At 69.9% G+C, this 24,172-nt stretch carries 24 protein-coding genes; 4 read left to right on the forward strand and 20 right to left on the reverse strand.

Annotation, left to right across the window (positions count from 1 at the left end; all coding sequences use genetic code 11):
• Positions 1-3: 3 nt before the first annotated feature.
• Positions 4-576, forward strand: a complete 573-nt coding sequence (locus tag MW290_RS27370) for a D-sedoheptulose-7-phosphate isomerase (protein WP_250197519.1) — start codon at positions 4-6, stop codon at positions 574-576.
• 172 nt (positions 577-748) lie between these two features.
• On the opposite strand, the gene MW290_RS27375 is transcribed toward MW290_RS27370, so the two are convergent.
• Genes MW290_RS27375 through rfbB form a run of 17 tightly spaced genes read right to left on the reverse strand, consistent with a single transcriptional unit; the run spans position 749 to position 17,696 of the window.
• Positions 749-1,753: a GDP-L-fucose synthase family protein gene (locus MW290_RS27375; protein WP_250200114.1), complete on the reverse strand. Its 1,005-nt coding sequence runs from the start codon at positions 1,751-1,753 to the stop codon at positions 749-751.
• An 8-nt stretch (positions 1,754-1,761) separates the two neighbouring features.
• Entirely contained in the window at positions 1,762-2,889 is a 1,128-nt protein-coding gene (gene gmd / locus MW290_RS27380; RefSeq protein ID WP_250197520.1) for a GDP-mannose 4,6-dehydratase, read from the reverse strand.
• A 22-nt stretch (positions 2,890-2,911) separates the two neighbouring features.
• The gene (locus MW290_RS27385) at positions 2,912-4,804 is read right to left on the reverse strand and encodes a polysaccharide biosynthesis protein (RefSeq protein WP_250197521.1); all 1,893 of its coding nucleotides are present in this window, start codon (positions 4,802-4,804) and stop codon (positions 2,912-2,914) included.
• Between the two features lie 23 nt (positions 4,805-4,827).
• Entirely contained in the window at positions 4,828-5,424 is a 597-nt protein-coding gene (locus MW290_RS27390; RefSeq protein WP_250197522.1) for a sugar transferase, read from the reverse strand.
• 21 nt (positions 5,425-5,445) lie between these two features.
• On the reverse strand, positions 5,446-6,618 hold the full coding sequence (locus tag MW290_RS27395; protein ID WP_250197523.1) for a DegT/DnrJ/EryC1/StrS family aminotransferase: 1,173 nt from the start codon (positions 6,616-6,618) through the stop codon (positions 5,446-5,448).
• The gene (locus MW290_RS27400) at positions 6,615-7,307 is read right to left on the reverse strand and encodes a class I SAM-dependent methyltransferase (RefSeq protein ID WP_250197524.1); all 693 of its coding nucleotides are present in this window, start codon (positions 7,305-7,307) and stop codon (positions 6,615-6,617) included. Before MW290_RS27400 ends, MW290_RS27395 begins: the two co-directional genes overlap by 4 nt.
• On the reverse strand, positions 7,291-8,562 hold the full coding sequence (locus MW290_RS27405; protein ID WP_250197525.1) for a glycosyltransferase family 4 protein: 1,272 nt from the start codon (positions 8,560-8,562) through the stop codon (positions 7,291-7,293). The genes MW290_RS27400 and MW290_RS27405 overlap by 17 nt, the downstream gene beginning before the upstream one ends.
• On the reverse strand, positions 8,559-9,656 hold the full coding sequence (locus MW290_RS27410; protein ID WP_250197526.1) for a glycosyltransferase: 1,098 nt from the start codon (positions 9,654-9,656) through the stop codon (positions 8,559-8,561). Before MW290_RS27410 ends, MW290_RS27405 begins: the two co-directional genes overlap by 4 nt.
• Positions 9,653-10,252: an acyltransferase gene (locus MW290_RS27415; RefSeq protein WP_250197527.1), complete on the reverse strand. Its 600-nt coding sequence runs from the start codon at positions 10,250-10,252 to the stop codon at positions 9,653-9,655. Before MW290_RS27415 ends, MW290_RS27410 begins: the two co-directional genes overlap by 4 nt.
• Positions 10,249-11,463 carry a lipopolysaccharide biosynthesis protein gene (locus MW290_RS27420; protein ID WP_250197528.1) on the reverse strand — a complete coding sequence of 405 codons (1,215 nt, stop codon included), beginning with the start codon at positions 11,461-11,463 and terminating at the stop codon, positions 10,249-10,251. Before MW290_RS27420 ends, MW290_RS27415 begins: the two co-directional genes overlap by 4 nt.
• Positions 11,460-12,569: a DegT/DnrJ/EryC1/StrS family aminotransferase gene (locus MW290_RS27425; protein WP_250197529.1), complete on the reverse strand. Its 1,110-nt coding sequence runs from the start codon at positions 12,567-12,569 to the stop codon at positions 11,460-11,462. The genes MW290_RS27420 and MW290_RS27425 overlap by 4 nt, the downstream gene beginning before the upstream one ends.
• 7 nt (positions 12,570-12,576) lie before the next feature.
• Positions 12,577-13,152, reverse strand: a complete 576-nt coding sequence (locus tag MW290_RS27430) for an acyltransferase (RefSeq protein WP_250197530.1) — start codon at positions 13,150-13,152, stop codon at positions 12,577-12,579.
• Positions 13,153-13,166: 14 nt separating this feature from the next.
• A complete protein-coding gene (locus MW290_RS27435; RefSeq protein WP_250197531.1) occupies positions 13,167-14,240 on the reverse strand; it encodes a Gfo/Idh/MocA family protein in 1,074 nt (357 codons plus the stop codon).
• A gap of 13 nt (positions 14,241-14,253) precedes the next feature.
• Positions 14,254-14,823, reverse strand: a complete 570-nt coding sequence (gene rfbC / locus MW290_RS27440; protein ID WP_250197532.1) for a dTDP-4-dehydrorhamnose 3,5-epimerase — start codon at positions 14,821-14,823, stop codon at positions 14,254-14,256.
• Between the two features lie 4 nt (positions 14,824-14,827).
• Positions 14,828-15,718, reverse strand: coding sequence for a glucose-1-phosphate thymidylyltransferase RfbA (rfbA, locus tag MW290_RS27445; RefSeq protein WP_250197533.1), 891 nt, complete (start codon positions 15,716-15,718; stop codon positions 14,828-14,830).
• 23 nt (positions 15,719-15,741) lie between these two features.
• The gene (gene rfbD / locus MW290_RS27450) at positions 15,742-16,635 is read right to left on the reverse strand and encodes a dTDP-4-dehydrorhamnose reductase (protein WP_250197534.1); all 894 of its coding nucleotides are present in this window, start codon (positions 16,633-16,635) and stop codon (positions 15,742-15,744) included.
• Positions 16,632-17,696 (reverse strand): dTDP-glucose 4,6-dehydratase, encoded by a 1,065-nt coding sequence (rfbB, locus tag MW290_RS27455; RefSeq protein ID WP_250197535.1) that lies wholly within the window; start codon positions 17,694-17,696, stop codon positions 16,632-16,634. The genes rfbD and rfbB overlap by 4 nt, the downstream gene beginning before the upstream one ends.
• A gap of 155 nt (positions 17,697-17,851) precedes the next feature.
• Between rfbB and lysS the strand changes: the two genes are divergently transcribed.
• The 3 genes from lysS (at position 17,852) to MW290_RS27470 (ending at position 20,310) form a co-directional block, all read left to right on the forward strand.
• On the forward strand, positions 17,852-19,357 hold the full coding sequence (gene lysS, locus MW290_RS27460; RefSeq protein WP_250197536.1) for a lysine--tRNA ligase: 1,506 nt from the start codon (positions 17,852-17,854) through the stop codon (positions 19,355-19,357).
• A 15-nt stretch (positions 19,358-19,372) separates the two neighbouring features.
• Positions 19,373-19,927 (forward strand): pyridoxamine 5'-phosphate oxidase family protein, encoded by a 555-nt coding sequence (locus MW290_RS27465; RefSeq protein ID WP_250197537.1) that lies wholly within the window; start codon positions 19,373-19,375, stop codon positions 19,925-19,927.
• 134 nt (positions 19,928-20,061) lie between these two features.
• Entirely contained in the window at positions 20,062-20,310 is a 249-nt protein-coding gene (locus MW290_RS27470) for a hypothetical protein (RefSeq protein WP_250197538.1), read from the forward strand.
• A gap of 36 nt (positions 20,311-20,346) precedes the next feature.
• Here the strand turns inward: MW290_RS27470 and MW290_RS27475 are convergent, their stop codons facing one another.
• The 3 genes from MW290_RS27475 to MW290_RS27485 all read right to left on the reverse strand — a co-directional run bounded on the left by MW290_RS27475 (position 20,347) and on the right by MW290_RS27485 (position 24,150).
• Entirely contained in the window at positions 20,347-21,135 is a 789-nt protein-coding gene (locus MW290_RS27475; RefSeq protein WP_250197539.1) for an enoyl-CoA hydratase, read from the reverse strand.
• A 61-nt stretch (positions 21,136-21,196) separates the two neighbouring features.
• On the reverse strand, positions 21,197-22,438 hold the full coding sequence (locus tag MW290_RS27480) for a DUF3108 domain-containing protein (RefSeq protein WP_250197540.1): 1,242 nt from the start codon (positions 22,436-22,438) through the stop codon (positions 21,197-21,199).
• Positions 22,423-24,150, reverse strand: coding sequence for a M61 family metallopeptidase (locus tag MW290_RS27485; RefSeq protein WP_250200115.1), 1,728 nt, complete (start codon positions 24,148-24,150; stop codon positions 22,423-22,425). Before MW290_RS27485 ends, MW290_RS27480 begins: the two co-directional genes overlap by 16 nt.
• Positions 24,151-24,172 lie beyond the last annotated feature (22 nt).

The following is a 24,172-nucleotide window of genomic DNA, read 5'->3' on the forward strand; positions in this document are numbered from 1 at the left end:
GTCATGTCCACCCCATTCACCGTCTCCAACTATCTGGCCGCGCACGCCCGCCTCGCCCAGCAGCTCGACACCGATGCGTTCCAGAAGGGCATCGACATGGTTCGAGCCGCCTTCGAAGGTGGCAAGAAGATCCTGACTTGCGGTAACGGTGGCAGCGCCTCGACGGCCTCGCACTACATCACCGACTGGAACAAGATGGTCAATTTGGCCACCGGCAAGAAGTTCCGCGGCGTCTGCCTGTGCGACAACATGGGTCTGATCACGGCCTATGGCAACGATTTGTCCTACGCCGACGTCTTTGCTGGCCAGGTGGATGCGCTGATGGACGAAGATGACCTGCTGATCGCAGTGAGCGGCAGCGGTAACTCGCCCAACGTGCTGAAAGCCATCGATGCTGCGCGACACGCGGGCGGCAAGGTGCTGGGCGTGGTCGGCTATGACGGCGGCAAGATGAAGCCCATGTGTGACCATAGCGTCTGGGTGAACTCTTTCGACATGCAGATGTGCGAAGACGTGCACCTGATGTTTGGGCACATGGTCATGAAAACCCTGTGCAGCACGCCGATCCAAGAATGAGCAACCACATCGACGGCTGATGCAGCAATGGTGAAGCACTGGCCCCGTTTTTCCTGACACCGAGAACAGAGGCCGTGCGCAGCTTTTGCTCAAGTATTCTTAGCAAGAATATTGAGCAGTTGGCGTCGAGCCGCATCGCCCCACGGGCCGGCCCTTGGAGAGCGCATGCAGGCTAGAAGGACGAGCGCTCGTTCCGGCGGTCATCAACATCAAGAAAGTCCTTGTAGGCAGAGCCCAGCCCCGCCACCAAGGTCGTCCCTGCCCTCCACCCCGCCGAATTCAACACCCCCACATCCATCAACTTGCGCGGCGTGCCATCCGGCTTGCTCGTGTCATACACGATGCGCCCTTCGAAGCCCACCGTCTGGCGCACCAGCTCGGCCAGCTCGGCGATGGTCACGTCTTCGCCCACACCGATGTTGACCAGCGGCGGCTCGAATTTGCCAGTCTGGCTTTCGTCGCTGCCGAGCAGCGCCTGGTAGCGGTCGTCGGGCAGGTTCATCAAGAAGACGCAGGCATCGGCCATGTCGTCGGAGTACAGGAACTCGCGCCGCGGCGTGCCGGTGCCCCAGACGGTGACTTCTTGGGCGCCGGCCAGCTTGGCCTCGTGGAACTTACGCAGCAGCGCCGGGATGACGTGGCTGTTGGTCGGGTGGTAGTTGTCACCCGGGCCGTACAGGTTGGTGGGCATGGCCGCCAGGTACTTCGTGCCGTACTGGCGGTTGTAGCTCCAGCACATCTCGATGCCGGCGATCTTGGCCAGCGCGTAAGGCCGGTTGGTGGGCTCCAGCGGGCCGGTCAGCAGGTCCTTTTCCTTCATCGGCTGCGGCGCCAGCTTGGGGTAGATGCAGCTGGAGCCGAGGAACAGCAGACGCTGGACCTGGGCCAGGTGCGCCGCGTGGATGACGTTGGTTTGAATCGCCAGGTTGTCGCGGATGAACTCGGCCGGAAAGCTGTTGTTGGCCACGATGCCGCCGACCTTGGCCGCGGCCAGGAAGACGTATTCCGGCCGCTCCTGCTCGAAGAGCTCGCGCACCGCGCGTTCGTCGGTCAGGTCGACGTCGGCGTGGGTGCGCAGGATGAGGTTGGTGTAGCCGGCGCGCTGCAGGTTGCGCACGATGGCCGAGCCGACGAGGCCGCGGTGGCCGGCCACGTAGATGCGGGCGTTGCGGTCCATCATGGTGCTCACTCGTTGTAGTCGTAGGCCTGGAAGCCGGCCATCTTGACCAGGCTGTCGCGCCGCGCGGCGGTGTAGTCGGCCTCGACCATTTCCTTGACCAGCTCGGGCAGCGTGATCTTGGGCACCCAGCCGAGCTTTTGCTTGGCCTTGCTGGGGTCGCCCAGCAGGGTTTCCACTTCGGTGGGGCGGTAGTAGCGCGGGTCGACCTTGACGATGACGTCGCCGACCTTGCACTTGGCCTTCATCTCGCCGTTGACCGCTTCCACCTTGGTCACGGTGCCGATCTCCTGGTCGCCTTCGCCGCTGAAAGCCAGGGTGATGCCCAGTTCCTTGGCCGCGAACTCGACGAACTGGCGCACGCTGTACTGCACGCCGGTGGCGATGACGAAGTCTTCGGGCTGGTCTTGCTGCAGCATCATCCACTGCATCTCGACGTAGTCCTTGGCGTGGCCCCAGTCGCGCAGCGCGCTCATGTTGCCCAGGTACAGGCAATCTTGCAGGCCCAGCGCAATGCGGGCGATGGCGCGGGTGATCTTGCGGGTCACGAAGGTCTCGCCGCGCAGCGGGCTCTCGTGGTTGAAGAGCACACCGTTGCAGGCGTAGATGCCGTAGGCCTCGCGGTAGTTGACGGTGATCCAGTAGCCGTAGAGCTTGGCCACCGCGTAGGGGCTGCGCGGGTAGAAGGGGGTGGTTTCCTTCTGCGGGATTTCCTGCACCAGACCGTAGAGCTCGGAGGTGCTGGCCTGGTAGAAGCGGGTCTTCTTTTGCAGGCCCAGGATGCGGATGGCTTCCAGCAGGCGCAGGGTGCCGATGCCGTCGGCGTTGGCGGTGTACTCGGGCTCTTCGAACGAGACGGCCACGTGGCTCATGGCGGCCAGGTTGTAGATCTCGTCGGGCTGCACCTGCTGGATGATGCGGATGAGGTTGGTGGAGTCCGTCAGGTCGCCGTAGTGCAGCTTGAAACGCTGGTTGTCCACGTGCGGGTCCTGGTACAGGTGGTCCACGCGGTCGGTGTTGAACAGCGACGACCGGCGCTTGATGCCGTGGACTTCGTAGCCCTTGCTCAGCAGCAGTTCGGCCAGGTAGGCGCCGTCCTGGCCGGTGACGCCGGTGATGAGTGCAACTTTGGTCATAGCGCTTCTAGCGGAGAAAGGGTCAACCCGCGATTGTCACCGCTGCCGGGCCGAATTCCGGCACCCGGTGGCGCAACCATTGACGTACGTCGGCCGGCTGCAACTCCTCGCCGGCCTGCAGTTGCGCGATCTCACGTGCCAGCTCGTCCGGCGCCGCCAGCTCCCCCAGTGCCGCAATCCGCACCCGCGCCACCTTGGTGGGCAGCGTGTGGTCGGCATCCGCGATCAGCTCCTCGTACAGCTTCTCCCCCGGCCGCAGGCCGGTGAAGGTGATGCCGATCTCGGCTTCGCTGCGGCCGGCCAGGCGGATCATGTCGCGGGCCAGGTCGACGATCTTCACCGGCTCGCCCATGTCCAGCACCAGCACCTGGCCGCTCTCGCCGATGGCGGCGGCCTGCAGCACCAGGCGGGCCGCCTCGGGGATGGTCATGAAGTAGCGAATGATGTCGGGGTGGGTCACCGTCACCGGGCCGCCCTTGGCGATCTGTTCCTTGAACTTGGGAATCACGCTGCCGCTGCTGCCCAGCACGTTGCCGAAGCGCACGGCCATGAAGCGGGTGCCCGGGTGCTGCGCGGCCAGGCTGCTGATCACCATCTCGGCCGCGCGCTTGGTGGCGCCCATCACGTTGGTGGGGTTCACCGCCTTGTCGGTGCTGATGAGCACGAAGCGCTCGACGCCCTGCTCCGCCGCGGCCAGCGCCGCGTGGTAGGTGCCCAGCGTGTTGTTGCGCAGTGCCGCCCAGGCGTTGTCTTCTTCCATCAGCGGCACATGCTTGTAGGCCGCGGCATGGAACACCACCTGCGGCCGCCACTGCGCATAGATGTGGCGCAGGTGCGGCAGGTCCTTCACGTCGCCGATCAGCTTCACCAGCGGCAGGCCGGGGAAGGCCTCGGTCAGCTCCTGCTCGATGGTGTAGAGGTTGAACTCGCTCAGCTCCACCAGCACCAGCCGCGCTGGCTGGTAGCGGGCCACTTGTCTGCACAACTCGCTGCCGATGGAACCGCCCGCGCCGGTGATCAACACCGTCTTGCCGCGCAGCGTCTCGCCGATGCCGGCTTCGTCCAGCTGCACCGGCTCGCGGCCCAGCAGGTCTTCGGGCTCGATGTCGCGCACGCGCAGTGCCTCGCTGCGGCTGTCGCGCAGCTCGTCGGCCGAAGGCACGGTGAGCACCGGCAGGCCGGTGGCGGCGGCCAGGTCCAGCGCGCGGCGGCGCTGGCGCGGCGTGGCCGAAGGCATGGCCACGATCACATGGGTGGCGGCGCTGCGGCGGGCGCGGTCGCGCACCGTGTCCAGCGTGCCCACCACCGGCAGGTTGCTGATGCGGGCGCGCTGCTTGGCGGGGTCGTCGTCCAGCAGGCCCAGCACCGTCCAGCCCTGCTGGTGGATGCCGGCCAGCAGCCGGCGCGCCGCCTCGCCCGCACCCAGCACCAGCGCGCGGCGGATCTCGCCCTCGCCGCCGGTGATGTGGTTGCGCGCATGCTCGTACAGCATGCGGTAGGCGATGCGCAGCAGGCACACGCCCATCAGCACCACCGCCGGGTGCAGCGCCAGCACCGCGCGCGGCACGCCGTACAGGCCCAGGCCGATGACCGTGGCCGCCGACACCGCGCCGGCCGAGAAGCAGGCCGCCGTCAGCCGCTTGACCTCGCCAAAGCCCGAGAAGCGCCAGATGCTCTGCGGCACCTTGGCCAGCGCAAAGGCCACCAAGTAGGCCGCTACCACGCCCACCATCACCAGCAGGTCGTAGTCGGGGCGGGCGCTGATCCAGCGCTCGAAGCCCAGGCGAAACAGGTAGGTGACGTTCCAGCACACGGCCACGGCCAGGCCGTCGATGGCCAGCGACAAGGCCTGCCGGTGCGGGCGCAGATGCGCCAGGAAGTGGTCAAGGCGGTGCCAAACGCTGCGGGTATCCATGCGAAGGGAATTCAGAAAGTCGCTCAGGGCGCCAGCAGCACACGCAGGCTGCGCAGCAGCACGCCGATGTCGGTCCACAGCGTGGCGCGCTCGGCATAGGCCGCGGCACCTTGCAGCTTGGCGGGCAGGATCACCTGCACGTATTCACGTTCGGGGTCTTCGGCGCGGGCCAGGCGCTCGCTCTCGTCGGCATGCGCCAGCGACACGGGGTCGGTGATGCCGGGACGCACGCTCAGCACCCGTTCGCGCAGCGCAGCCGGGTACAACGCCACATAACGCGGCACCTCGGGACGCGGGCCCACCAGGCTCATGTGGCCCTGGATCACGTCGATCAGCTGCGGCAGCTCGTCGACGCGGTGGCGGCGCAGCCAATAGCCCAGCGGGGTGATGCGCGGGTCCGCGCCCACCGTCAGCAGCGGGCCGCCAGCGGCCGGCTCAGCCACCATGGTGCGGAACTTGTGGATGCGGAACAGGCGGCCATGGCGGCCCACCCGCTCTTGCCGGAAGAATACCGGCCCGGGTGAATCGCGCTTGATGCACAGCGCCACCACCAGCCCGGCCGGGGCCAGCAGCACCAGCAGCACGCTGGCGACCAGCAGGTCGAAAAGGCGCTTGGCCACGGGGCTTTGCGTCCTGCTCGCTCAGCGCAACGCACCACGCAGCACGGCCACCACGCGCTGCACGTCGGCGTCGGTCATGCGGGTGTAGATGGGCAGGCTGAACAGCCGCTCATACGCGCGCTGGCTGTTGGGAAACTGCGCCGGCTGCAGGCCATAGCGCTCGCGCCAATAAGGCTGCTGGTGCAGCGGGATGTAGTGCACGCTGCAGCCGATGCCGGCGTCGAACAAGGCCTGCACCGCGGCATCGCGGTCCACCGGCGCGCCGTCGGCCAGGCGCACGGTATACAGGTGCCAGGCATGCAGCTCACCCGCCGGCGCATCGGCCGGCAGCACCAGGGGCAGGCCGGCCAGGCCGGCGTGGTACTGCGCCGCGATCTGCGCCCGCCGCTGCTGAAAGCCCTGCGCCTTGCGCAGCTGGTGCAGCCCCAGCGAGGCGGCGATGTCGGTCAGGTTGTACTTGAAGCCGGGCGCGACGATCTCGTAGTACCAGCTGGGCACGGTGGCGGTGAAGCGGTCGAAGGCATCGCGGCTCATGCCGTGCAGGCGCATCACCTTGGCGCGCTTGGCGAGGGCGGCGTCACGCGTCACCAGCATGCCGCCTTCGCCCGTGGTCATGGTCTTGTTGGCGTAGAAGCTGAACACCGTGGCGTCGCTGCCCAGCGTGCCCACCAGCTGGCCGCCCACGGTGGTGGGCAGCGCGTGGGCGGCGTCTTCCACCACCTTCAAGCCGTGGCGGCGCGCGATGTCGAGGATGGCCGGCATGTCGGCCGCCAGGCCGCCGAAGTGCACCGGCATCACGGCCTTGGTCCGGGGCGTGATGGCGGCTTCTACCGCGCGCGGGTCGATGTTGAGGGTGACCGGATCGCAGTCCACCAGCACCACGTCGGCGCCCAGGTAGCGCACCACCTCGGCGGTGGCGGTGAAGGTGTGGGTGGTGGTGATCACCTCGTCACCAGGGCCGATGCCCAGCGCTTCCAGCGCCAGGTGCAGGCCGGCGGTGGCCGAGTTCACCGCGATGCTGTGCAGCGCCTCGTCGCCCAGGAAGGCGCTGAACTCACGCTCGAAGCGGGCGGTCTTGGGGCCGGTGGTCACCCAGCCCGACTTCAGCGTGTCCACCACCTCGGCGATTTCTTCATCGCCGATCTCGGGCAGGGCAAAGGGCAGGAACGGGGGCTTGTCGGCGTCGGCGGTCATGGTTTGGCGATCCAGGCCAGCACATGCGTGCGCAGCAGCGGCACGGCATTGAAGGCGGTGTACAGCGAAGGGTGCAGCCGGCACAGCGGCCGTGCCAGCGGCGGCGCCAGCGTCACGCGGCGGTGGGTGAGGCGGCCTTGCGGAAACAGCGCCCGCACTTCGCGCAGCGGCACGCCGCGCACGTCGGCATTGCGCGGATTGTCGACGGTGAAGTCGTACCACAGCACCGCGCCGCCGGGTTTCAGCCAGCGCCACATGGCCGCGGCCAGGGCATGGCGGGTGGTGGCCTGCAGCAAGGACGAGAACACCGTGGACTGCAGCACCAGGTCCTGGCTGCCGGGCGCGATGGGCGCCTGCGTGCCATCGGCCTGCAGCAGCGTCACGCCTGCGGGCAGCAGGTGGCGGGCCTGGGCATGCCGCTCGGGCAGCAGCTCGATGCCGGTGAGGTGCTCGGGCTGCGCACCCAGGCGCAGCAACTCCAGCAGGTTGCCGCCGGCACCACTGCCCACCTCGGTGATGCGGCGTGGCGCCAGCGTGGACCAGCCGGCCTCCCGCCACAGCGCCAGCATCGCGCGCTGGCGCTCGTGCAGCGTGCAGGCCACGTCGGGCTGCAGCGGGCTGTAGCGGTCGGTGGCACCCCGGCGTGCGTAGCGCTGGGCGACCTGCTCGGCTTCAGGCGGCATGGGCATGCATCGCGATGGCGCCGTTGCGCGACACCGCCGCCAGAAAGCGCCGCGCCAGCACCGGGTAGGTGTGCTCGGCCTGCACGAAGGCGCGGCCACGGGCGCCCATCGCGGCGCGTTCTTCGGCCGGCAGCGCGGCCAGCTGGCGCAGGCCATCGGCCACCGCCTGCGGGTCTTCGGGCGGCACCGTCAGGCCGCAGCGGGCTTCGGCCACCGGGTCGTTGCCCGCCTCCACCGAATGCAGCACCGCGCAGCCGGCCATCATGTAGTCCATCAGCTTGTTGGGCGCGATGCCGAAGCGGTAGATGGGCACCCGCTGCCAGCCGATGTAGGCGATGTCCACCGCCTGCAAGAAGGCCGGAATCTGCGCCTTGGGGATGGGCGGCAGCCAGCTGACGTTAGCCAGGCCCTCTTCGGCAATGCGGCGCTGCAGCCGCGCGCGTTCATGGCCGTCGCCCACCAGCACGAAGTGCAGGCCGTCGCCGGCTAGCTTGGCAGCGTCGAGCAGCGTGTCCAGCGCATTGGGGCGGCCCATGCTGCCGGCATAGCCGACGATGGTGCGGCCGGCTGCGCGGGCGGCGGCCAGGGCCTGCGCCACGTCGTCGCGCAGCGCGGGGGCCGCGGTGCCGGGCGCCGGCCAGTCGTCGGGCGAAATGCCGTTGGGCACGATGAACAGCTTGCGCAGGTCCAGGCCGTGCTCGGCCATGTGCTCGTCCACCCGCGGCAGCATGGAGACGACCACGTCCGCATCGCGGTAGGCCGCGTCTTCAGCCGCTTGGCACACCAGCGCAAACGGATGCCAGGGCGACATGCCCGACAGCTCGATCGGCGACAGCGGCCACAGGTCGTGCACCTCGTACACCAGCACCGCATTGGCCAGGCCGGCGATGTGGCGCGCCACCCAGATGTCCATCGGGTAGGTGCTGGAGGCGATCACCACGTCGGGCTTCACCCGCTCCACCAGCCGCCGCGCATCGCGCCGCACCTGCCATAGAAAGCTGGCGATGTTGCGCACGCGGCCCAGGCCGTTGCCCTGGTAGGCCGGCGTGGGATACCAGCGGTAGTCAATGCCGTCGATCAGCTCGTCGCGCGGGCCCGGGCCCACGCCTTGCGGCTGCCGCGCCCGCACGTGCGAGAAGCTGGCCGCCAGCATCTGCACCGCATGGCCGGCGCGCACCCATTCACGGGCCAGGTAGTAGGGCCGGTACTCCATGCCCAGCGCAGGGCTGCCGGCGTAGTGGTTGAGGTAGAGGATGTTCATCGCGCTGCGCAAGGGCCGGCCGCCTGCAGCGCCTGCAGCCGCGCCAGGAAGCGGCGCACGCAGGGCTGGAACAAGGCATGCCCGGCCACCCAGGCGCGATTGTCGCTGGCGATGGAGGCCGACCGCGCCAGCAGGGCCTGCAGCGCCGCCGCATCGGGCAGCGCGCCGTCGGCCAGCACCAGGCCGTTGTCGCCGCTGCGCACCAGCTCGCGGTTGGCAGGCAGGTCAGAGAGCAGCGGCACGCAGCCATGCGCCATCGCTTCCAGCACCGAGACGGAGACCGAATCGCTGGCCGGCAGGCTGAGGTACCAGCGGGCCTTGGCATACCAGCGGGCCTGCTCGTCGGCGCCCAGCCGGCCGACGAAGCGCACGCGCTCCGCCAGGCCGTGCGCTTGCGCCTGCTCCACCAGCGCCGGCTGCAAGCTGCCGTCGTTGGCCACCACCAGCCGCGCCTGCGGGCGCTGGGCGGCGATGCCGGCGAACACCTCGATCACCCGCTGCGGCTGGTAGATCGGTTCCAGCCCACGGTTGGCGAACCAGAGGTCGTCGTCCTTGTCGGTGGCCTCGGGCGGCAGCGCTTCCAGCCCGAAGGGAAAGGTCATCACCTCGGCCGCGCCCAGCGCCTGCATGCGCGCGGCCATGTGCAGGCTGTCGCTGGTGGTGAGCGCGCAGGCCCGCAGCACCCGGCCGGTGAGCCAGCGCAGCAGCGGGTGGCGGTCGGGCGTGACCAGGATGTCCGACCCCCAGGCCGAACCCACCAGCCGCCCCGGCACGCCCGCGCCCGCCTGCGCCAGCCAGCCCAGCGTGCCGTGCGAGGTGAGGTAGTGCGCATGCAGCCAGTCGGGCCGCACCTGGCGCAGCCAGCGCGCCAGCCGCGGCAAGGTGGCCAGCACCTGCAAGTTGCCGCCGCCAAAGCGCGGCCGGGTGTGCAGCGCCAGGCGCCGATCGGCCGGCAGCACGGCATCGAAGCCGGGGAGAAAACCGCGGCTGGAAGCGGCCCACAGGTCCACGCCTTCGGCCGCCAGCGCACGCGCCCACTTCAGCAGGTGCGGGCTCTCGCCATCGCCCAGCAGCACCAGTCGCACGGGGCTCATCGGGCGTCCGGGTCGTGGCCGGCCCACTGTGCGCGGTGCGCCTGCACCTCGGGGTAGCGCGCCAGCAGCGCCGCGTCGGCGTCGCGGGTGTCGCCCACCACCTGCGCCGGGCAACCGGCCAGCACCGCGAAGTCAGGAAAGCTGCCGCGCACCGCGCTGCCGGCGCGCACCAGGGTGCCACGGCCCAGCCGGGTGCCGGCCTCGATCACCGTGTGCGGGCCGATGAAGCTGTAGGGGCCGATGACCACCTCGCCGCCCACCCAGCCGGGCCGCGGGCCCTGCCAGCTGACGAAGGCTCGGCCGAGCAGCCGCGCCGAGCGGTGCGAGCTGTGGCTGACGATGCTGACGTGGCTGGTGATCTGCACGCCTTCGCCGATGGTCAGGCCGCTGCTGGCTTCCAGGTAGCAGAAGGGGCCGATGTAGACGTGGTCGCCCAGCGTCAGCCGGCTTTCATGTTCGATGACCACCGTGGGCGCGATGCGGGTGAACGGCAGGTCATGGCCCTGCGAGCGCTCACCGAACACGATGCGCCCCAACAGCTGCCGCAGCAGCCGGCGCCGCCAGCGGTTGAAGGCCGCGCGCAAGGCCACGTTCATGCCGCTGCCACCGGCCAGGTGGCCAGGCGCCAGAAGTACCAGCCGAAGTACAGCGCCATGCCGGCCGACACCGCCCAGCCGGCGCCACGCAGGCCGCCCCAGGCCAGGCCCGCGGCCAGCGACAGCACGAACACCCCCTGCCCCACCAGGGCCAGCTTCAGCGCCCACGCCTGGGCATTCCAGGCCATGGTGACCACCGCCAGCGGCGAAGCCACGAAGTGCACGCCGATGTACACCGCCAGCGCCCGCGCCAGGTCGCCCGCCGCCTGCCACTGCGGCCCGAACACGCGGGCGAAGGCCCAGGGCGCGGCCAGCCACAGCGCCAGCACCAGCGGCGTGGCCACGGCGGCCAGCGCCAGCATCACGCGGCGTACGTCGGCGCGGGCGGCGGCGGTGACCTGGCCCCCCGCCGCCAGCCGCGGATACAGGGCCTGCGACACCGCCCCGCCCACCAGCGTGGCCGGGGCCTTGAGGTAGCGCATCGTCAGCCCCCAGAAGCCGGCCGCGGCGGGGCCCAGCGTGGCGGCGATCAGCGAAACGGCCAGCGTGTCTTGCAGCGCGCCGGCAAACGCATGCGGGGTGTTGAGCAGCGGAAATTCGCGGTGGCGCCGGGCCACCGCCACCAGCCGCTGGCGGCTGACCTGCCACCAGCCGCGCAGCGGCAGCCGCAGCAGCGCGGCCGTGGCCAGCGCGGCGGCCAGCGGCGCCACGATGAGGCCGGTGACACCCGCCTGCGCCACGCCCGCCCCGGCCTGCGCCAGCGCGCCGCCACCGTGCTGCAGCACCCGGCCCGCCGCCAGCGCGCGAAAGCGCTGCGCCCGCGTGGCCACCAACGTGGCCAGCGACACCGCCCCCAGCGCCAGCACCGCCAGCGGCAGCCAGAGCGGCCAGTGCTGGCCGCTGTGCCAGGCCCAGGCCGCCCCGCCGAGCGCGGCCAGCAGCGTGCAGCCGGCCAGCAGCCAGAGGGACAGCGCGCGCAGGCTGGTGGCTTCAGCATCGTCACGGGCCAGTGGCAGCGCAAACTCGTAGCGGGCGCAGGCCACCACCGCCACATTGGCCGCCACGGCGGCAAACAGGTGGTAGCTGCCGAAGTCTTCGGGCGTGTACAGCCGCGTCAGCCAGGGGCCCAGCGTCAGCGGAATGGCCTGGGCGGCCAGCCCGCCGGCCAGCAGCGTGAAGGTGGCGCGGCGCAGGCCCACGGCGGTGGTCAACGCGCGGCGGCCACCGCCGCACGCAGCGCAGCCACCACGGCCTGCTGGTCGGCTTCGCTCAGGTCGGCGCTCATCGGCAGGCTCAGCACCGTGGCGGCGGCTTGCTCGGCGTGGCGGCAGCCGGCGGCGGGCGCGTAGGCGGCATAGGCCGGCTGGCGGTGCAGCGGCTTGGGGTAATGCACGGCGGTGGGAATGCCCTGCTGCTTGAGCGCGGCGGCCACCGCATCGCGGCCGTGTTCGATGAACACGGTGAACTGCGCCCAGACGCAGTCGCGCCCTTCACGCACGGTGGTCAGGGCCAGGCCGGGCACGTCGGCCAGCGCCGCGCGGTAGGCGGCGCCCAGGCGCGCACGCTGCGCCAGCTCCCACTCGAAGCGTTCCAGCTTGGCCAGCACCACGGCGCACTGCAGCGTGTCCATGCGGCCGCCCACGCCCACGCGGGTGTGGGTGTAGCGGGCGCTCTGGCCATGCACGCGGATCTCGCGCGCGGCCTGGGCCAGCGCCTCGTCGTCGGTGAATAGCGCGCCGCCATCGCCATAGCAGCCCAGCGGCTTGCTGGGAAAGAAGCTGGTGGCCCCGAAGGTGGACAGGCCGCCGCTGCGGCGGCCGCCGTAGCGGGCGCCGAAGCTCTGGGCCGCGTCCTCGATCACCACCAGGCCGCCGTGGCGGGCCGCGATGGCGTTGATCTCGTCCATGTCGGCCACTTGTCCATACAAGCTCACCGGCATGATGGCCTTGGTGCGCGGCGTGATGGCGGCTTCGATGCGGCTGGCGTCGATGTTGCAGGTGTCGGGCTCGATGTCCACGAACACCGGCACCGCGCCCAGCAACACGATGGTCTCGGCCGTGGCCGCGAAGGTGAAGGGGCTGGTAATCACCTCGTCGCCCGCGCCGATGCCGGCGGCCATCAGCGCGATCAGCAGCGCCTCGGTGCCGCTGGCCACGGTGACGCAGTGGCGGGCGCCGGCAAAGGCCGCCAGCGCGGCTTCCAGCTCGGCCACCTCGGGGCCCATGATGTACTGGCCGTGGTCCAGCACCTGCTGGATGCGGGCGTCGATGCGCGGCTTCAGCGCGGCGTACTGCGCCTTCAGGTCGGTGAATTGCATGGCGCCATTACAGCAGCGTCAGCACATCCCCGGCCAGGCGATAGGTTTGGCCGGTGGCCGGGCAGGCCGCGGTGCCGTGGCCGCTGGCGGGCAGGTCCAGCTTTTCGCCGTGGCGGCTCATCCAGCCGATGCGGCGGGCGGGCACGCCCACCACCAGCGCATGGTCGGGCACGTCGTGGGTGACCACGGCCCCCGCGCCGACGAAGGCATAGGCCCCCACGGTGCTGCCGCAGACGATGGTGCAGTTGGCGCCCAGCGTGGCGCCCTGGCGCACCAGCGTGCGCCGGTACTCGGCCTTGCGCGAGACGGCCGCGCGCGGGTTGAACACGTTGGTGAACACCATGCTGGGGCCGCAGAACACGTCGTCCTCCAGCGTCACCGCGTCGTACACCGACACGTTGTTCTGGATGCGGGCATTGGCGCCGATGACCACGTCGTTGCCCACGTACACGCCCTGCCCCAGCGAGCTGCCGGGGCCGATGCGCGCACCGGCGCACACATGGCTGAAGTGCCAGACCTTGCTGCCTTCGCCGATCTGCGCGCCGTCGTCGACGATGGCGCTTTCGTGAGCCCAGTAGGCCATGCTGCAGCCCCTTGTCAGAACACCAGCGGCAGGCCCACGCGGGCGCCGTCGCGGGCACTGCGGTAGGCGGCGATGATCACTTCCAGCGAGCGCAGGCCTTCGTAGCCGTCCACCTCGGCACTGGCCTGGCCCAGCAGCGTGTCGATCACGTTGGCGTAGTACAGCGGGTGGCCGTAGCCATACACCGAAGGCGGCGCGTAGTTGGCGGCCTTGACCGCCTCGTCCTCGGGCTGCACGTCCTCGAAGGACCAGTGCTGGATCTCGTTGACGGCCACGCCGCCGATGCGCACGGTGCCCTTCTCGCCCAGCACGGTGATGCTGCCTTCGAAATTCTTGCCGTGGGTGAGCATGGTGACGTTGATGGACGCCAGGCCGCCGCGGCGCAGGCGCAGGCTCATCACGCCGGTGTCCTCGGCCTCGATGTCGCGGCCCAGCGTGGCGGTGTAGGCATGCACGTTGTCCACCGGGCCCACCAGCCAGTCCACCATGTCCACGTAGTGGCTGGCCTGGTTCATGAAGGCGCCGCCGTCCATGTCCCAGCGGCCGCGCCAGGGCGCTTCGTCGTAGTAGCTCTGCGGCCGGGTCCAGAACACGTTGACGTTGACCATCGCGATGCGGCCGAAGCGGCCGGCGTCGATGGCCTTCTTCAGCAGCTGCAGCGTCGCGTTCAGCCGGTTCTGCTTGACCACGAACAGCTTGACGCCGGCCTCGCGGCAGGCGCGCACCATGGCCATGCCTTCGTCCCACTTGGTGGCCATGGGCTTTTCGCTGAGCACATGGCGGCCGGCCTGCGCCACCTCGATGGCCTGGCGCGAATGCAGGCCGCTGGGCGTGGCCAGCACCACGATGTCGGGCTGGCTGCCGGCCAGCAGCGCGGCCAGGCTGTGGAAGCGAGGCACCTCGGCCAGGTACGGTGCTTGGGCCACCAGTGCGGCCATGGCTTCGGGCCGCTTGTCGCACAGCGCCACCAGCTCGGCACGTTCGGCATGGGCGGCCAGCGCCGCCACATGGTTGCGGGCGATGCGGCCACAGCCCACCAGCGCAAAACGAATACGGCGGCCGGCGCCGGTGCTCAGGGCTTCGGTCATCAAGACAGCGTCATCAATCGTGCTTCGCGTCGGCCAGCAGCGGCGCGGCCGCGTCCTTGGGCGCCAGGCGCGGCTGCACGCCGGCCGGCAGCGGCCATTCGATGCCGATGGCCGGGTCGTTCCAGACGATGCTGCCTTCGCAGTCCTTGGCGTAGGTGTCAGTGGTCTTGTAGAGGAAGTGGGTGTCGTCCTCCAGCGCCACGAAACCGTGGGCAAAGCCCTCGGGAATCCACAGCTGGCGCTTGTTGTCGGCCGACAGCACCTCACCCACCCACTGGCCGAAGGTGGGCGAGCCGCGGCGGATGTCCACCGCCACATCGAAGGCCGAGCCCTTGACCACACGCACCAGCTTGCCCTGGGCATGCGGCGCGCGCTGGTAGTGCAGGCCGCGCAGCACCCAGGCGGCGCTGACGGAATGGTTGTCCTGCACGAAGGCGCGCGGCGCGGGCAGGCCCAGCTCGGCCAGTTGCGCATGGAAGCGCGGTTCGTTGTAGCTCTCGGAGAACCAGCCGCGGTCGTCGCCGAACACCGCGGGCTCCACGATCACGACGCCCGGCAGGCGGGTGGGAATCAGCTTGCTCATGCGATCAAAACACCTTGTCCTGCAGCACCTTCATCAGGTACTGGCCATAACCGTTCTTCAGCATCGGGGCGGCCAGCTTCTCCAGCGCGGCCGCGTCGATCCAGCCGCTGCGGTAGGCGATTTCTTCCAGGCAGGCCACCTTCAGGCCCTGGCGCTTTTCCAGCGTGGCGATGAACTGGCCGGCTTCCAGCAGGCTGTCATGCGTGCCGGTATCCAGCCAAGCGTAGCCGCGGCCCATGATTTCGACCTGCAGCTGGCCCTGGTTGAGGTAGGCAGCGTTCACGTCGGTGATCTCCAACTCGCCGCGCGGGCTGGGTTGGATGTGGGCCGCGATGTCGCACACCTGCTGGTCGTAGAAGTACAGGCCCGTGACCGCATAGTTGCTCTTGGGCTGCTTGGGCTTTTCTTCGATGCTGATGGCGCGCTGGCCGCCGTCAAACTCGACCACGCCGTAACGCTCGGGGTCGTGCACGTGGTAGGCGAACACGGTGGCGCCCTGGTCGCGGCCGGCGGCGTTCTTCAGCAAGGCCTGGAAGTCATGGCCGTGGAAGATGTTGTCGCCCAGCACCAGCGCGCTGGGATGGTTGCCCACGTGTTGCTTGCCCAAGATGAAGGCCTGCGCCAGGCCGTCGGGCTTTTCCTGCACGCAGTAGCTGAGGTTCACACCCCAGCGGCTGCCGTCGCCCAGCAACGACTGGAAGCGCGGCGTGTCCTGCGGCGTGCTGATGACCAGGATGTCGCTGATGCCGGCCAGCATCAGCGTGGCCAGCGGGTAATAAACCATCGGCTTGTCGTACACCGGCAGCAGCTGCTTGCTCAGCGCCAGCGTGGCCGGGTGCAGCCGGGTGCCGGAGCCGCCGGCCAGGATGATGCCCTTGCGGGGGGTATTGGTCATGGTGGGTACGGCGAAGTGGGTGATCAGCGGAAGGCTTCGGTGAGCATGCGTTCGACGCCGTCCTGCCAGGGCGGCATGACAAGGTCGAAGGCCTGCTGCAGGCGCTGGGTGGACAGGCGCGAATTCAGCGGCCGGCGCGCCGGCGTGGGGAATGCCGTGGTGGGCACCGGCTCGATGGCGCCGGGTGCCACCTTCAGCGGCAGGCCGTTGGCACGGGCCCAGTCGATCACGAAGCTGGCGTAACCGTGCCAGCTGGTCTCGCCCGCAGCCACTGCGTGGTACGTGCCGCCCAGCGCCGGGTTGGCGCGGCAGGCGCGGATGGCATGGGCGGTGATGTCGGCCAGCAGGTCGGCGCCGGTGGGCGCGCCGATCTGGTCGTCGATGACGGTGAGCTTCTCGCGCTCACCGGCCAGGCGCAGCATGGTGCGCGCGAAGTTGCCGCCGCGCGCGCCATAGACCCAGCTGGTGCGCAAGATGACGTGCGGGCAGCCGCTCGCCCGAATGGCCTCTTCGGCCTGCAGCTTGGTGCGACCGTAGACGCTCAAGGGGCCGGTGGGCGCGTCTTCGTCGCGCGGGGTGCTGCCGCTGCCATCGAACACGTAGTCGGTGCTGTAGTGCACCAGCAGCGCACCCAGGGCGGCGGCTTCCTTGGCGATCACCGCCGGGCCGGTGGCGTTGAGCGCCTCGGCCAGCGCCGGTTCGCTCTCGGCCTTGTCGACCGCGGTGTGCGCGGCGGCATTGACGATGACGTCGGGCCGCACCTGGCGCACGGTCTCGGCCAGGCCCTCGGGCCGGCTGAAGTCGGCGTGCAGCGTGGGGCTGTCGAAGTCCAGCGCCACCAGCTCACCCAGCGGCCGCAGCGAGCGTTGCAGCTCCCAGCCGACCTGGCCACCCTTGCCGAACAGCAGGACCTTCATGCACGGCCGCCGTAGTTGGTGCCGATCCAGTCCTTGTAGGCGCCGCTTTGCACGTCGGCCACCCAGGCGCTGTTGTCCAGGTACCACTGCACCGTCTTGCGGATGCCTGTGTCGAAGGTCTCGGCCGGCCGCCAGCCCAGTTCACGCTCGATCTTGCGGGCGTCGATGGCGTAGCGGCGGTCGTGGCCGGGGCGGTCGGTCACGTAGGTGATGAGGCGGCTGTAGGGGCCGGCCGGGTCGGGGTTGAGTTCGTCCAGCAGCGCGCACACCGTCTTGACGATGTCGATGTTGGCCTTCTCGTTCCAGCCGCCGATGTTGTAGGTCTCACCCAGCGTGCCGCGCTCCAGCACGGCGCGGATGCCGCTGCAGTGGTCCTTGACGTACAGCCAGTCGCGGATCTGCTGGCCGTCGCCATACACCGGCAGCGGCTTGCCGGCCAGGGCGTTGACGATCATCAGCGGGATCAGCTTCTCGGGGAAGTGGTAGGGCCCGTAGTTGTTGGAGCAGTTGGTGGTGACCACCGGCAGCCCGTAGGTGTGGTGCCAGGCGCGCACCAGGTGGTCGCTGGCGGCCTTGCTGGCGCTGTAGGGGCTGTTGGGCTCGTAGGGGTTGGTCTCGGCGAACGGCGGGTCGGTGGGCTTGAGCGAGCCGTAGACCTCGTCGGTGCTGACATGGTGGAAGCGGAACGCGGCCTTGGCCTCGCCTTGCAGCTGGCTCCAGTAGGCGCGCGAGGCTTCCAGCAGCGCAAACGTGCCATCGATGTTGGTGCGCATGAAGGCGCCCGGGCCGTGGATGCTGCGGTCCACATGGCTTTCGGCCGCAAAATGCACCAGCGCACGCGGCTGGTGCGTGGCCAGCAGCTCATCGACCAGATTGCGGTCGCAGATGTCGCCGTTGACGAACACGTGGCGGGCATCGCCTTCGAGCGACTTCAGGTTGCCGAGGTTGCCGGCATAGGTCAGCAGGTCGAGGTTGATGACCTTCTCATCCGACTGGGCCAGCCAGTCGAGCACGAAGTTGCTGCCGATGAAGCCGGCGCCGCCAGTCACGAGGATCGTCATGGGTGTGATGTGAGTGATTGAAGGGCCCCGCGCCGGCTGGGCGCCGCGGTTGGGCGACTTGGTAATCTGACCGGCGAAGTATGCCTTGCAAGGGTCTACACCTAGAATCCCCACCCCCTGGTGCCGTTGGCGCCCCTCTTTTCGGCCCCCTTCGCATGACCGACCAAGCAACCCCCACGCCCGCCGCCGATGACAACAAGCTGATCGCCGAGCGCCGCGAGAAACTCGCCGCGATCCGACGCGAGGGGGTCGCCTTCCCCAACGACTTCAAGCCGCGCGAACGCGCCGCCGAGCTGCAGCAGCGCCACAGCCAGACGCCCAACGAGGAACTGGAGCCGCAGGCCGTGGCGGTGTCGCTGGCCGGCCGCATGATGCTCAAGCGGGTGATGGGCAAGGCCAGCTTCTGCACGCTGCAGGACGCCACCGGCCGCATCCAGCTCTTCGTGGCGCGCGACAACGTGGGCGACGAGGTGTATGCCGCCTTCAAGCACTGGGACCTGGGCGACATCCTGGGCGCAGAGGGCACGCTCTTCCGCACCAAGACCGGCGAGCTTTCGGTCAAGGTGACCACGCTGCGCCTGCTGACCAAGAGCCTGCGCCCCCTGCCCGACAAGTTCCACGGCATGGCCGACCAGGAACAGAAGTACCGCCAGCGCTACGTCGACCTGATCACCGACGACGAGGCCCGCGCCCGCTTTGCCGCGCGCAGCAAAACGCTGTCGGCCATCCGCCAGTTCATGGTGGAGCACCGCTTCATGGAAGTGGAAACGCCGATGCTGCACCCGATCCCGGGCGGCGCCAACGCACGGCCCTTCGTCACCCACCACAACGCGCTCGACCAGGAGATGTTCCTGCGCATCGCGCCCGAGCTGTACCTGAAGCGGCTGATCGTCGGCGGCTTCGAGCGGGTGTTCGAGATCAACCGCAGCTTCCGCAACGAAGGCATCAGCGTCCGGCACAACCCGGAATTCACGATGATGGAGTTCTATGCGGCCTACTGGAACCATCACGACCTGATGGACTTCACCGAAGAGGTGCTGCGCCACGCCGCCCGCCAGGCCACCGGCTCGGCCGCCATCAGCTACGCCGGCAAGCCGGTGCACCTGGACCAGCCCTTCGCCCGCCTGACGGTGCGCGACTCGCTGGTGGCGCATGCCGGCCTCAGCCCCGAAGAAGCGGTGGACGCCGAGGTGCTGCGCGCCCGCCTGAAGGCCGCCGGCGAAGAAGCCCCCGCCCACTGGAAGCTGCCCGAGCTGCAGTTCGGCCTCTTTGAGGCGGTGGTGGAAGAAAAGCTCTGGCAGCCCACCTTCATCATCGACTACCCGGTGGAAGTGAGCCCGCTGGCCCGCGCATCGGATGCCGATCCGTCGATCACCGAGCGCTTCGAGCTGTTCATCACCGGCCGCGAGTACGCCAACGGCTTCTCGGAGCTGAACGACGCCGAGGACCAGGCCGCGCGCTTCCAGGCCCAGGCCGCCAACAAGGAAGCCGGCGACGAAGAGGCGATGTACTACGACGCCGACTTCATCCGCGCGCTGGAATACGGCATGCCGCCCACCGGCGGCTGCGGCATCGGCATCGACCGCCTGGTGATGCTGCTGACCGATTCGCCCAGCATCCGCGACGTCATCCTGTTCCCGGCGCTGCGGCGCGAAGGCTGAGGCAGGGGGTTCGCGGTGTTTTCGTCCCGCATCGAATCCCTGCACATCCTGGAAGCGGCCTGCTGGCAGGAACTGCAGCGCGCCGCCACCGACCGCCGGCACGGCTGGCGGTTGATGACCCTGGCCACCGTCAACGGCGACGAGGCCGACGCCCGCAGCGTGGTGCTGCGGGAGGCCCGCCGCGGCCCGCAGGAGCTGGTTTTCTACACCGACGCCCGTGCCGGCAAGGTACAGCAGATCGCGCGCCAGCCCAAGGGCACGCTGGTGATGTGGTCGCGCGAACTGGCCTGGCAGCTGCGGCTGCGGGTGCAGCTGAGCGTGGACACCGACGGCCCCGACGTGGCCCAGCGCTGGGCCGAAGTGCGGCGCACCCGATCGGCCGCCGACTACCTGGCCGGCGTGGCCCCGGGCAGCGAGCTGCCCACGCCGCTGGTGCCCGAGCGCGCCTCGCGCGAGCACTTCGCGGTGGTCACGGCCCGGGTGCTGTCCATCGACTGGACCGAACTGCATGAAGACGGGCACCGCCGTGCCATCTTCCAGGCCGATCACGCCACCTGGGTGCAGCCCTAGGCTTCGCGGCTGTCAAGCAAAGACAAGCAGGTTTTCCGACACTTTTCGGCACGTTGCGCCAGGTCCCGGCTGTCAACCAAAAGCCGGCTCGACCGATATAGGAACACCTCGACAGAGAGAGTCGTTCCTCCATCATGCAAGCCAACGCCCACCCCGTCTTCGAACGCCTGACCGCCGCCCAGAGCCCGCTGGCCCGCCAGCAGCTGCTGCATGAGCTGGAAAAGCTCGTCGACAGCCGCCATGGCGAAAAAGCCCTCGTGCAGCGCGTGCACCAGGTCGTCGACCGCGGCGTGCCCTACTTCTCGCCCACCGACACCCACTACCTGAACTGGGCGCGGCAGGTGGCCGAGCTGTGGCAGCGCGCCGAGGCGCTACCCGCCTGAGACACCCCACCGGGGCGCCACGCGCCCCGTAGGTGCCTACCGGTGCTTGAACACCGGCGCCCGCTTGCTCAGGAAGGCGTCCATGCCTTCCTTCTGGTCTTCCGTCGCGAACATCGCGTGGAACAGCCGGCGCTCATACGACACGCCGTCCGACAGGCTGCCTTCGAAGGCGCGGTTCACGCACTCCTTGGCCATCATCACGCTGGGCATGCCGTAGCTGCAGATCACGGCGGCGGCGCCCAGCGCCTCGTCGATCAGCTTGTCGGCCGGCACCACGCGTGACACCAGGCCGGCACGCTCGGCCTCGGCCGCGTCCATCATGCGGGCGGTCAGGATCATGTCCATCGCCTTGCTCTTGCCCACCGCGCGCGGCAGCCGCTGCGTGCCGCCGGCGCCGGGCATGATGCCGATCTTGATCTCGGGCTGGCCGAACTTGGCCGTCTCGGCCGCGATGATGAAGTCGCACATCATCGCCAGCTCGCAGCCGCCGCCCAGCGCAAAGCCCGCCACCGCGGCGATCACCGGCTTGCGCACCTGGCGGATGGTTTCCCAGTTGCGGGTGATGAAGTTGCCGCCGTAGGTGTCCTCGAAGGTGTACTTGGCCATGGCCGCGATGTCGGCACCGGCCGCGAACGCCTTCTCGCTGCCGGTGACCACGATGCAGCCGATGGCCGGGTCGGCGTCGAAGGCCAGCAGTGCATGGCCCAGGTCGTTCATCAGGCCGTCGTTCAGCGCATTCAGCTGCTTGGGGCGGTTCAGCGTGATCAGCGCCGTCTTCAGCGGGCCGTCGCCGCGCAGCTCGGTGAGGATGTGTTCGTAGTCCATCGCTTGTCTCTCGGGGGTGAACGTCGTGCGGCGACTATAGGCGCGGCCCGGCCCGCCCCGCTCAGGGCGTCTGCAGCGGCGGCGCGTTGAGCATCAGGTCCACATAGGTATCGCCCTCGTGGCGGATCAGGATGCGCACCGGCAGGTACTGCAGCGTGGGCGCGAACCACAGCTCGGCCGTCAGCTCACCGGGGCGGGTGGACTCGCGCCGCGGCTTGACGTGGAAGGTGCGCAGCTCGCCGACGCGGGTGTACAGCGTTTCTTCGGCCACCACGTCGTAGTGCCAGCGGTCGATGCGCCGCGGCAGCGCCAGCGGAAACTCCAGCGCCTGCCCCACCTTGAGCAGCTGCGGCTGGGTGGTGAACAGCCATGTCAGCTGCACGAACTGGCTGGCGGTGTCCTGCACGCCGGGCCAGGGCTCGGCGGTGCCGCGGTCCAGCACGATGCGGTCGGGCTCGAAGCTCAGCCCGCGCCGGCGTGGCTTGCCGAACAAGGTGGTGGTCTCTTCCTCGTAGCGCCGGGGCACCAGGCCGCCAGCGCCGATGCTGCCTTCACTGGTCATGCGCCGCGCCACCAGCGGCGCCACGCTGGGGCCCACCAGCACGTCCACCTGCACCTGGTAGCGCTGGCCCTGGCGGATCCACTGCACGCGGGCGCTGCCGTTCACCTCGCCGCGGTAGTTGCCGGTGAGCACGTAGTCCAGCCGGGTGGAAGGCGGCCACTCGAAGCCCGGCGCCACGGCGGAAGCCACCGACAGCGCCGCCGCCGGGCCGGAGGCCGCGGGGACCGGCGCACTGGCGGTGGCCACCGGTGCCGGTGCCGCGGCGGACGCGGCCTGCGCCACGGCCGAGGCGGCTGCCGACGCGCGCTCGGCGGCCGCGAGCGCAGCCTCTGCGGCCGAGGCGGCCGAAGCCGCTTCTGCCGCGGCCAGGGCCTCGCGTTCGGCCCGCACGGCCTCGGCCCGTGCCTGGGCCTCGGCCTGCGCCTGTGCATCGGCCGCCTCCGCCGCTGAAGCGGCCGGATCGGGCGCCGGCGCCTGTTCGGCCCGTACAGCCCGCGGCGCCGGCGGTGCGGCCACCCGGGGCGCCACGGTGGGCGGCGCCGCCTGCTGCAGCTCACGCACGAAGGCCACGTCCATGCGCTGCATCGCCGGCTTGTTGCCGGCGCCCGCATCGACCATCAGCTCGGCCACCTCGCTGCCCAGGCAGCCGTGCACGCCCAGCACCGCCGCCAGCACGGCCAGCGCGGCCCAGCGGCGCAGCCCGCGGCCACCCGCGGGCCGGCGGTTCAGCAGCCCAGCCATTCGCGGCGCAGGGCCGCTGCGGACTTCAAGGGCTTGTCAGCCGGCGCCAGGGCCACGCTGCCCGCTGCAGGCTCGGCCGCCGGCACCAGGCGCACGGTCAGCAGGCGCTGGTCGCGCACCAGCAGCAGCTCAAACGGCTGGCCGGCGCTGATCCACTGCTGGGCATCGTCCAGCCGGCGCACGCGCCAGCCGTCCACGGCCAGCACCTCGTCGCCGGCCGACACACCGGCCTTCTCGGCCACGCTGCCGCGCAGCACCTGGCGCACCTGCACGCCGCTCACCGCCCCTTCGGACAGCCGCAGCCCCAGCCCGGCCGACCAGCCGCCCGGCTCCGCCTTCACCGCCACGCCGGCCTTGGCCAGCAGCGCCGGCAGCGGCAGGTCGTCGGTGCCGTGCACCCAGGCGGCCAGCTCGGGCTCGTAGCTGCGGCGGCCCACCTGGCGCAGCGCGGCGGCAATCGCGGCCTCGTCGATCGGGCCGCCGCGGCTGGCGGCCCACAGGGCGCGCATCACGTCGTCCAGCGTGCCACGGCGCTCGGCACGCAGCGTCAGGTCCAGCGCCATCGCCACCAGCGAGCCCTTGGTGTAGTAGCTCACCGTGGCATTGGGCGTGTTCTCGTCGGCGCGGTAGTACTTCACCCAGGCGTCGAAGCTGGACTGCGCCACGCTCTGCACCTGGCGGCCCGGTGCGGCGAGCACGCCGTTGATCGTCTTGCCCACCAGCTTCAGGTAGCGCGGCGCGTCGATCAGCCAGGTGCGCAGCAGGAACTGGTCGTCGTAGTAGCTGGTGAAGCCCTCGAAGAACCACAGCAGCTGGGTGTAGTTCTCGCGGGTGTAGTCGAACTGCGCGAACTCGGCCGGCCGCAGCCGCTTGACGTTCCAGGTGTGGAAGAACTCGTGGCTGATCAGCCCCAGCAGCGTCACGTAACCGTCGCTGGCCGCGGCCACGCCGGGGCGCGGCAGGTCGCGGCGGTTGGCGATCAGCGCGGTGCTGGCCCGGTGCTCCAGGCCGCCGTAGCCTTCTTCCACCACGTTGAGCATGAACACGTAGCGCGGGTACGGCGGCCTGCCCTTGGGGCCATGCCAGAACTGGATCTGCGCCTCGCAGATGCGGCGGGTGTCGGCCAGCAGCCGGTCGCCGTCGAAGCCCGGCCAGGCGCCGGCCACCACGAATTCATGCGGCACGCCGGCCAGCTCGAAGCGGCCACGCCAGAAGCTGCCCAGCTCAAACGGATGGTCCACCAGCTCGTCGTAATCGGCGGCCCGCCAGGCGCGCGCGCCGTCGGGCTCCATCGCGGTGGCCACTTCCCAGCCGCGCGGCAGCGTGCCCAGCTCGATGCGGTGCGGCTCGGTCTCGCGCCCTTCCACCCGCAGGCACAGGCTGGTGTTGTTGAAGAAACCGCGCCAGGCGTTGAGGAAGGCGGTGCGCACCGAGGTGTCGAAGGCATACACCAGGTAGCTCACCGTCAGCGCGCCGCGGCCGCCGGGGCGGGCGATCCAGCTGGTCTTGTCGCGCTGCTGCAGCGCCACCGGCGTGCGGCCCTGGCGGGCCTGCAGCTGCGAGAGGTGGCGGCCGAACTCGCGCACCATGTAGCTGCCGGGAATCCACACCGGCAGGCTCAGCACCAGTTCAGCGGCGGGTTGCGGCACCGTGAGGGTGACGCGGTATAGGTGGGCGTGGACGTCGGCGACGTCGATGCGGTACGTGATCATGGACAACAGCGGTGGGAAATCA

This window comes from Aquincola tertiaricarbonis, from assembly GCF_023573145.1.
GTDB classification, from domain to species: Bacteria; Pseudomonadota; Gammaproteobacteria; order Burkholderiales; family Burkholderiaceae_C; genus Aquincola; species Aquincola tertiaricarbonis_B.

What these genes read in the sequence shown, in the direction of transcription:
- MW290_RS27370 (WP_250197519.1), top strand. Translation starts at nt 4, where the DNA reads ATGTCCACCCCATTCACCGTCTCCAACTATCTGGCCGCGCACGCCCGC.
- MW290_RS27375 (WP_250200114.1), bottom strand. Translation starts at nt 1,753, where the DNA reads ATGGACCGCAACGCCCGCATCTACGTGGCCGGCCACCGCGGCCTCGTC.
- gmd (WP_250197520.1), bottom strand. Translation starts at nt 2,889, where the DNA reads ATGACCAAAGTTGCACTCATCACCGGCGTCACCGGCCAGGACGGCGCC.
- MW290_RS27385 (WP_250197521.1), bottom strand. Translation starts at nt 4,804, where the DNA reads ATGGATACCCGCAGCGTTTGGCACCGCCTTGACCACTTCCTGGCGCAT.
- MW290_RS27395 (WP_250197523.1), bottom strand. Translation starts at nt 6,618, where the DNA reads ATGACCGCCGACGCCGACAAGCCCCCGTTCCTGCCCTTTGCCCTGCCC.
- MW290_RS27400 (WP_250197524.1), bottom strand. Translation starts at nt 7,307, where the DNA reads ATGCCCATGCCGCCTGAAGCCGAGCAGGTCGCCCAGCGCTACGCACGC.
- MW290_RS27405 (WP_250197525.1), bottom strand. Translation starts at nt 8,562, where the DNA reads ATGAACATCCTCTACCTCAACCACTACGCCGGCAGCCCTGCGCTGGGC.
- MW290_RS27410 (WP_250197526.1), bottom strand. Translation starts at nt 9,656, where the DNA reads ATGAGCCCCGTGCGACTGGTGCTGCTGGGCGATGGCGAGAGCCCGCAC.
- MW290_RS27415 (WP_250197527.1), bottom strand. Translation starts at nt 10,252, where the DNA reads ATGAACGTGGCCTTGCGCGCGGCCTTCAACCGCTGGCGGCGCCGGCTG.
- MW290_RS27425 (WP_250197529.1), bottom strand. Translation starts at nt 12,569, where the DNA reads ATGCAATTCACCGACCTGAAGGCGCAGTACGCCGCGCTGAAGCCGCGC.
- MW290_RS27430 (WP_250197530.1), bottom strand. Translation starts at nt 13,152, where the DNA reads ATGGCCTACTGGGCTCACGAAAGCGCCATCGTCGACGACGGCGCGCAG.
- MW290_RS27435 (WP_250197531.1), bottom strand. Translation starts at nt 14,240, where the DNA reads ATGACCGAAGCCCTGAGCACCGGCGCCGGCCGCCGTATTCGTTTTGCG.
- rfbC (WP_250197532.1), bottom strand. Translation starts at nt 14,823, where the DNA reads ATGAGCAAGCTGATTCCCACCCGCCTGCCGGGCGTCGTGATCGTGGAG.
- rfbA (WP_250197533.1), bottom strand. Translation starts at nt 15,718, where the DNA reads ATGACCAATACCCCCCGCAAGGGCATCATCCTGGCCGGCGGCTCCGGC.
- rfbD (WP_250197534.1), bottom strand. Translation starts at nt 16,635, where the DNA reads ATGAAGGTCCTGCTGTTCGGCAAGGGTGGCCAGGTCGGCTGGGAGCTG.
- rfbB (WP_250197535.1), bottom strand. Translation starts at nt 17,696, where the DNA reads ATGACGATCCTCGTGACTGGCGGCGCCGGCTTCATCGGCAGCAACTTC.
- lysS (WP_250197536.1), top strand. Translation starts at nt 17,852, where the DNA reads ATGACCGACCAAGCAACCCCCACGCCCGCCGCCGATGACAACAAGCTG.
- MW290_RS27470 (WP_250197538.1), top strand. Translation starts at nt 20,062, where the DNA reads ATGCAAGCCAACGCCCACCCCGTCTTCGAACGCCTGACCGCCGCCCAG.
- MW290_RS27475 (WP_250197539.1), bottom strand. Translation starts at nt 21,135, where the DNA reads ATGGACTACGAACACATCCTCACCGAGCTGCGCGGCGACGGCCCGCTG.
- MW290_RS27480 (WP_250197540.1), bottom strand. Translation starts at nt 22,438, where the DNA reads ATGGCTGGGCTGCTGAACCGCCGGCCCGCGGGTGGCCGCGGGCTGCGC.
- MW290_RS27485 (WP_250200115.1), bottom strand. Translation starts at nt 24,150, where the DNA reads ATGATCACGTACCGCATCGACGTCGCCGACGTCCACGCCCACCTATAC.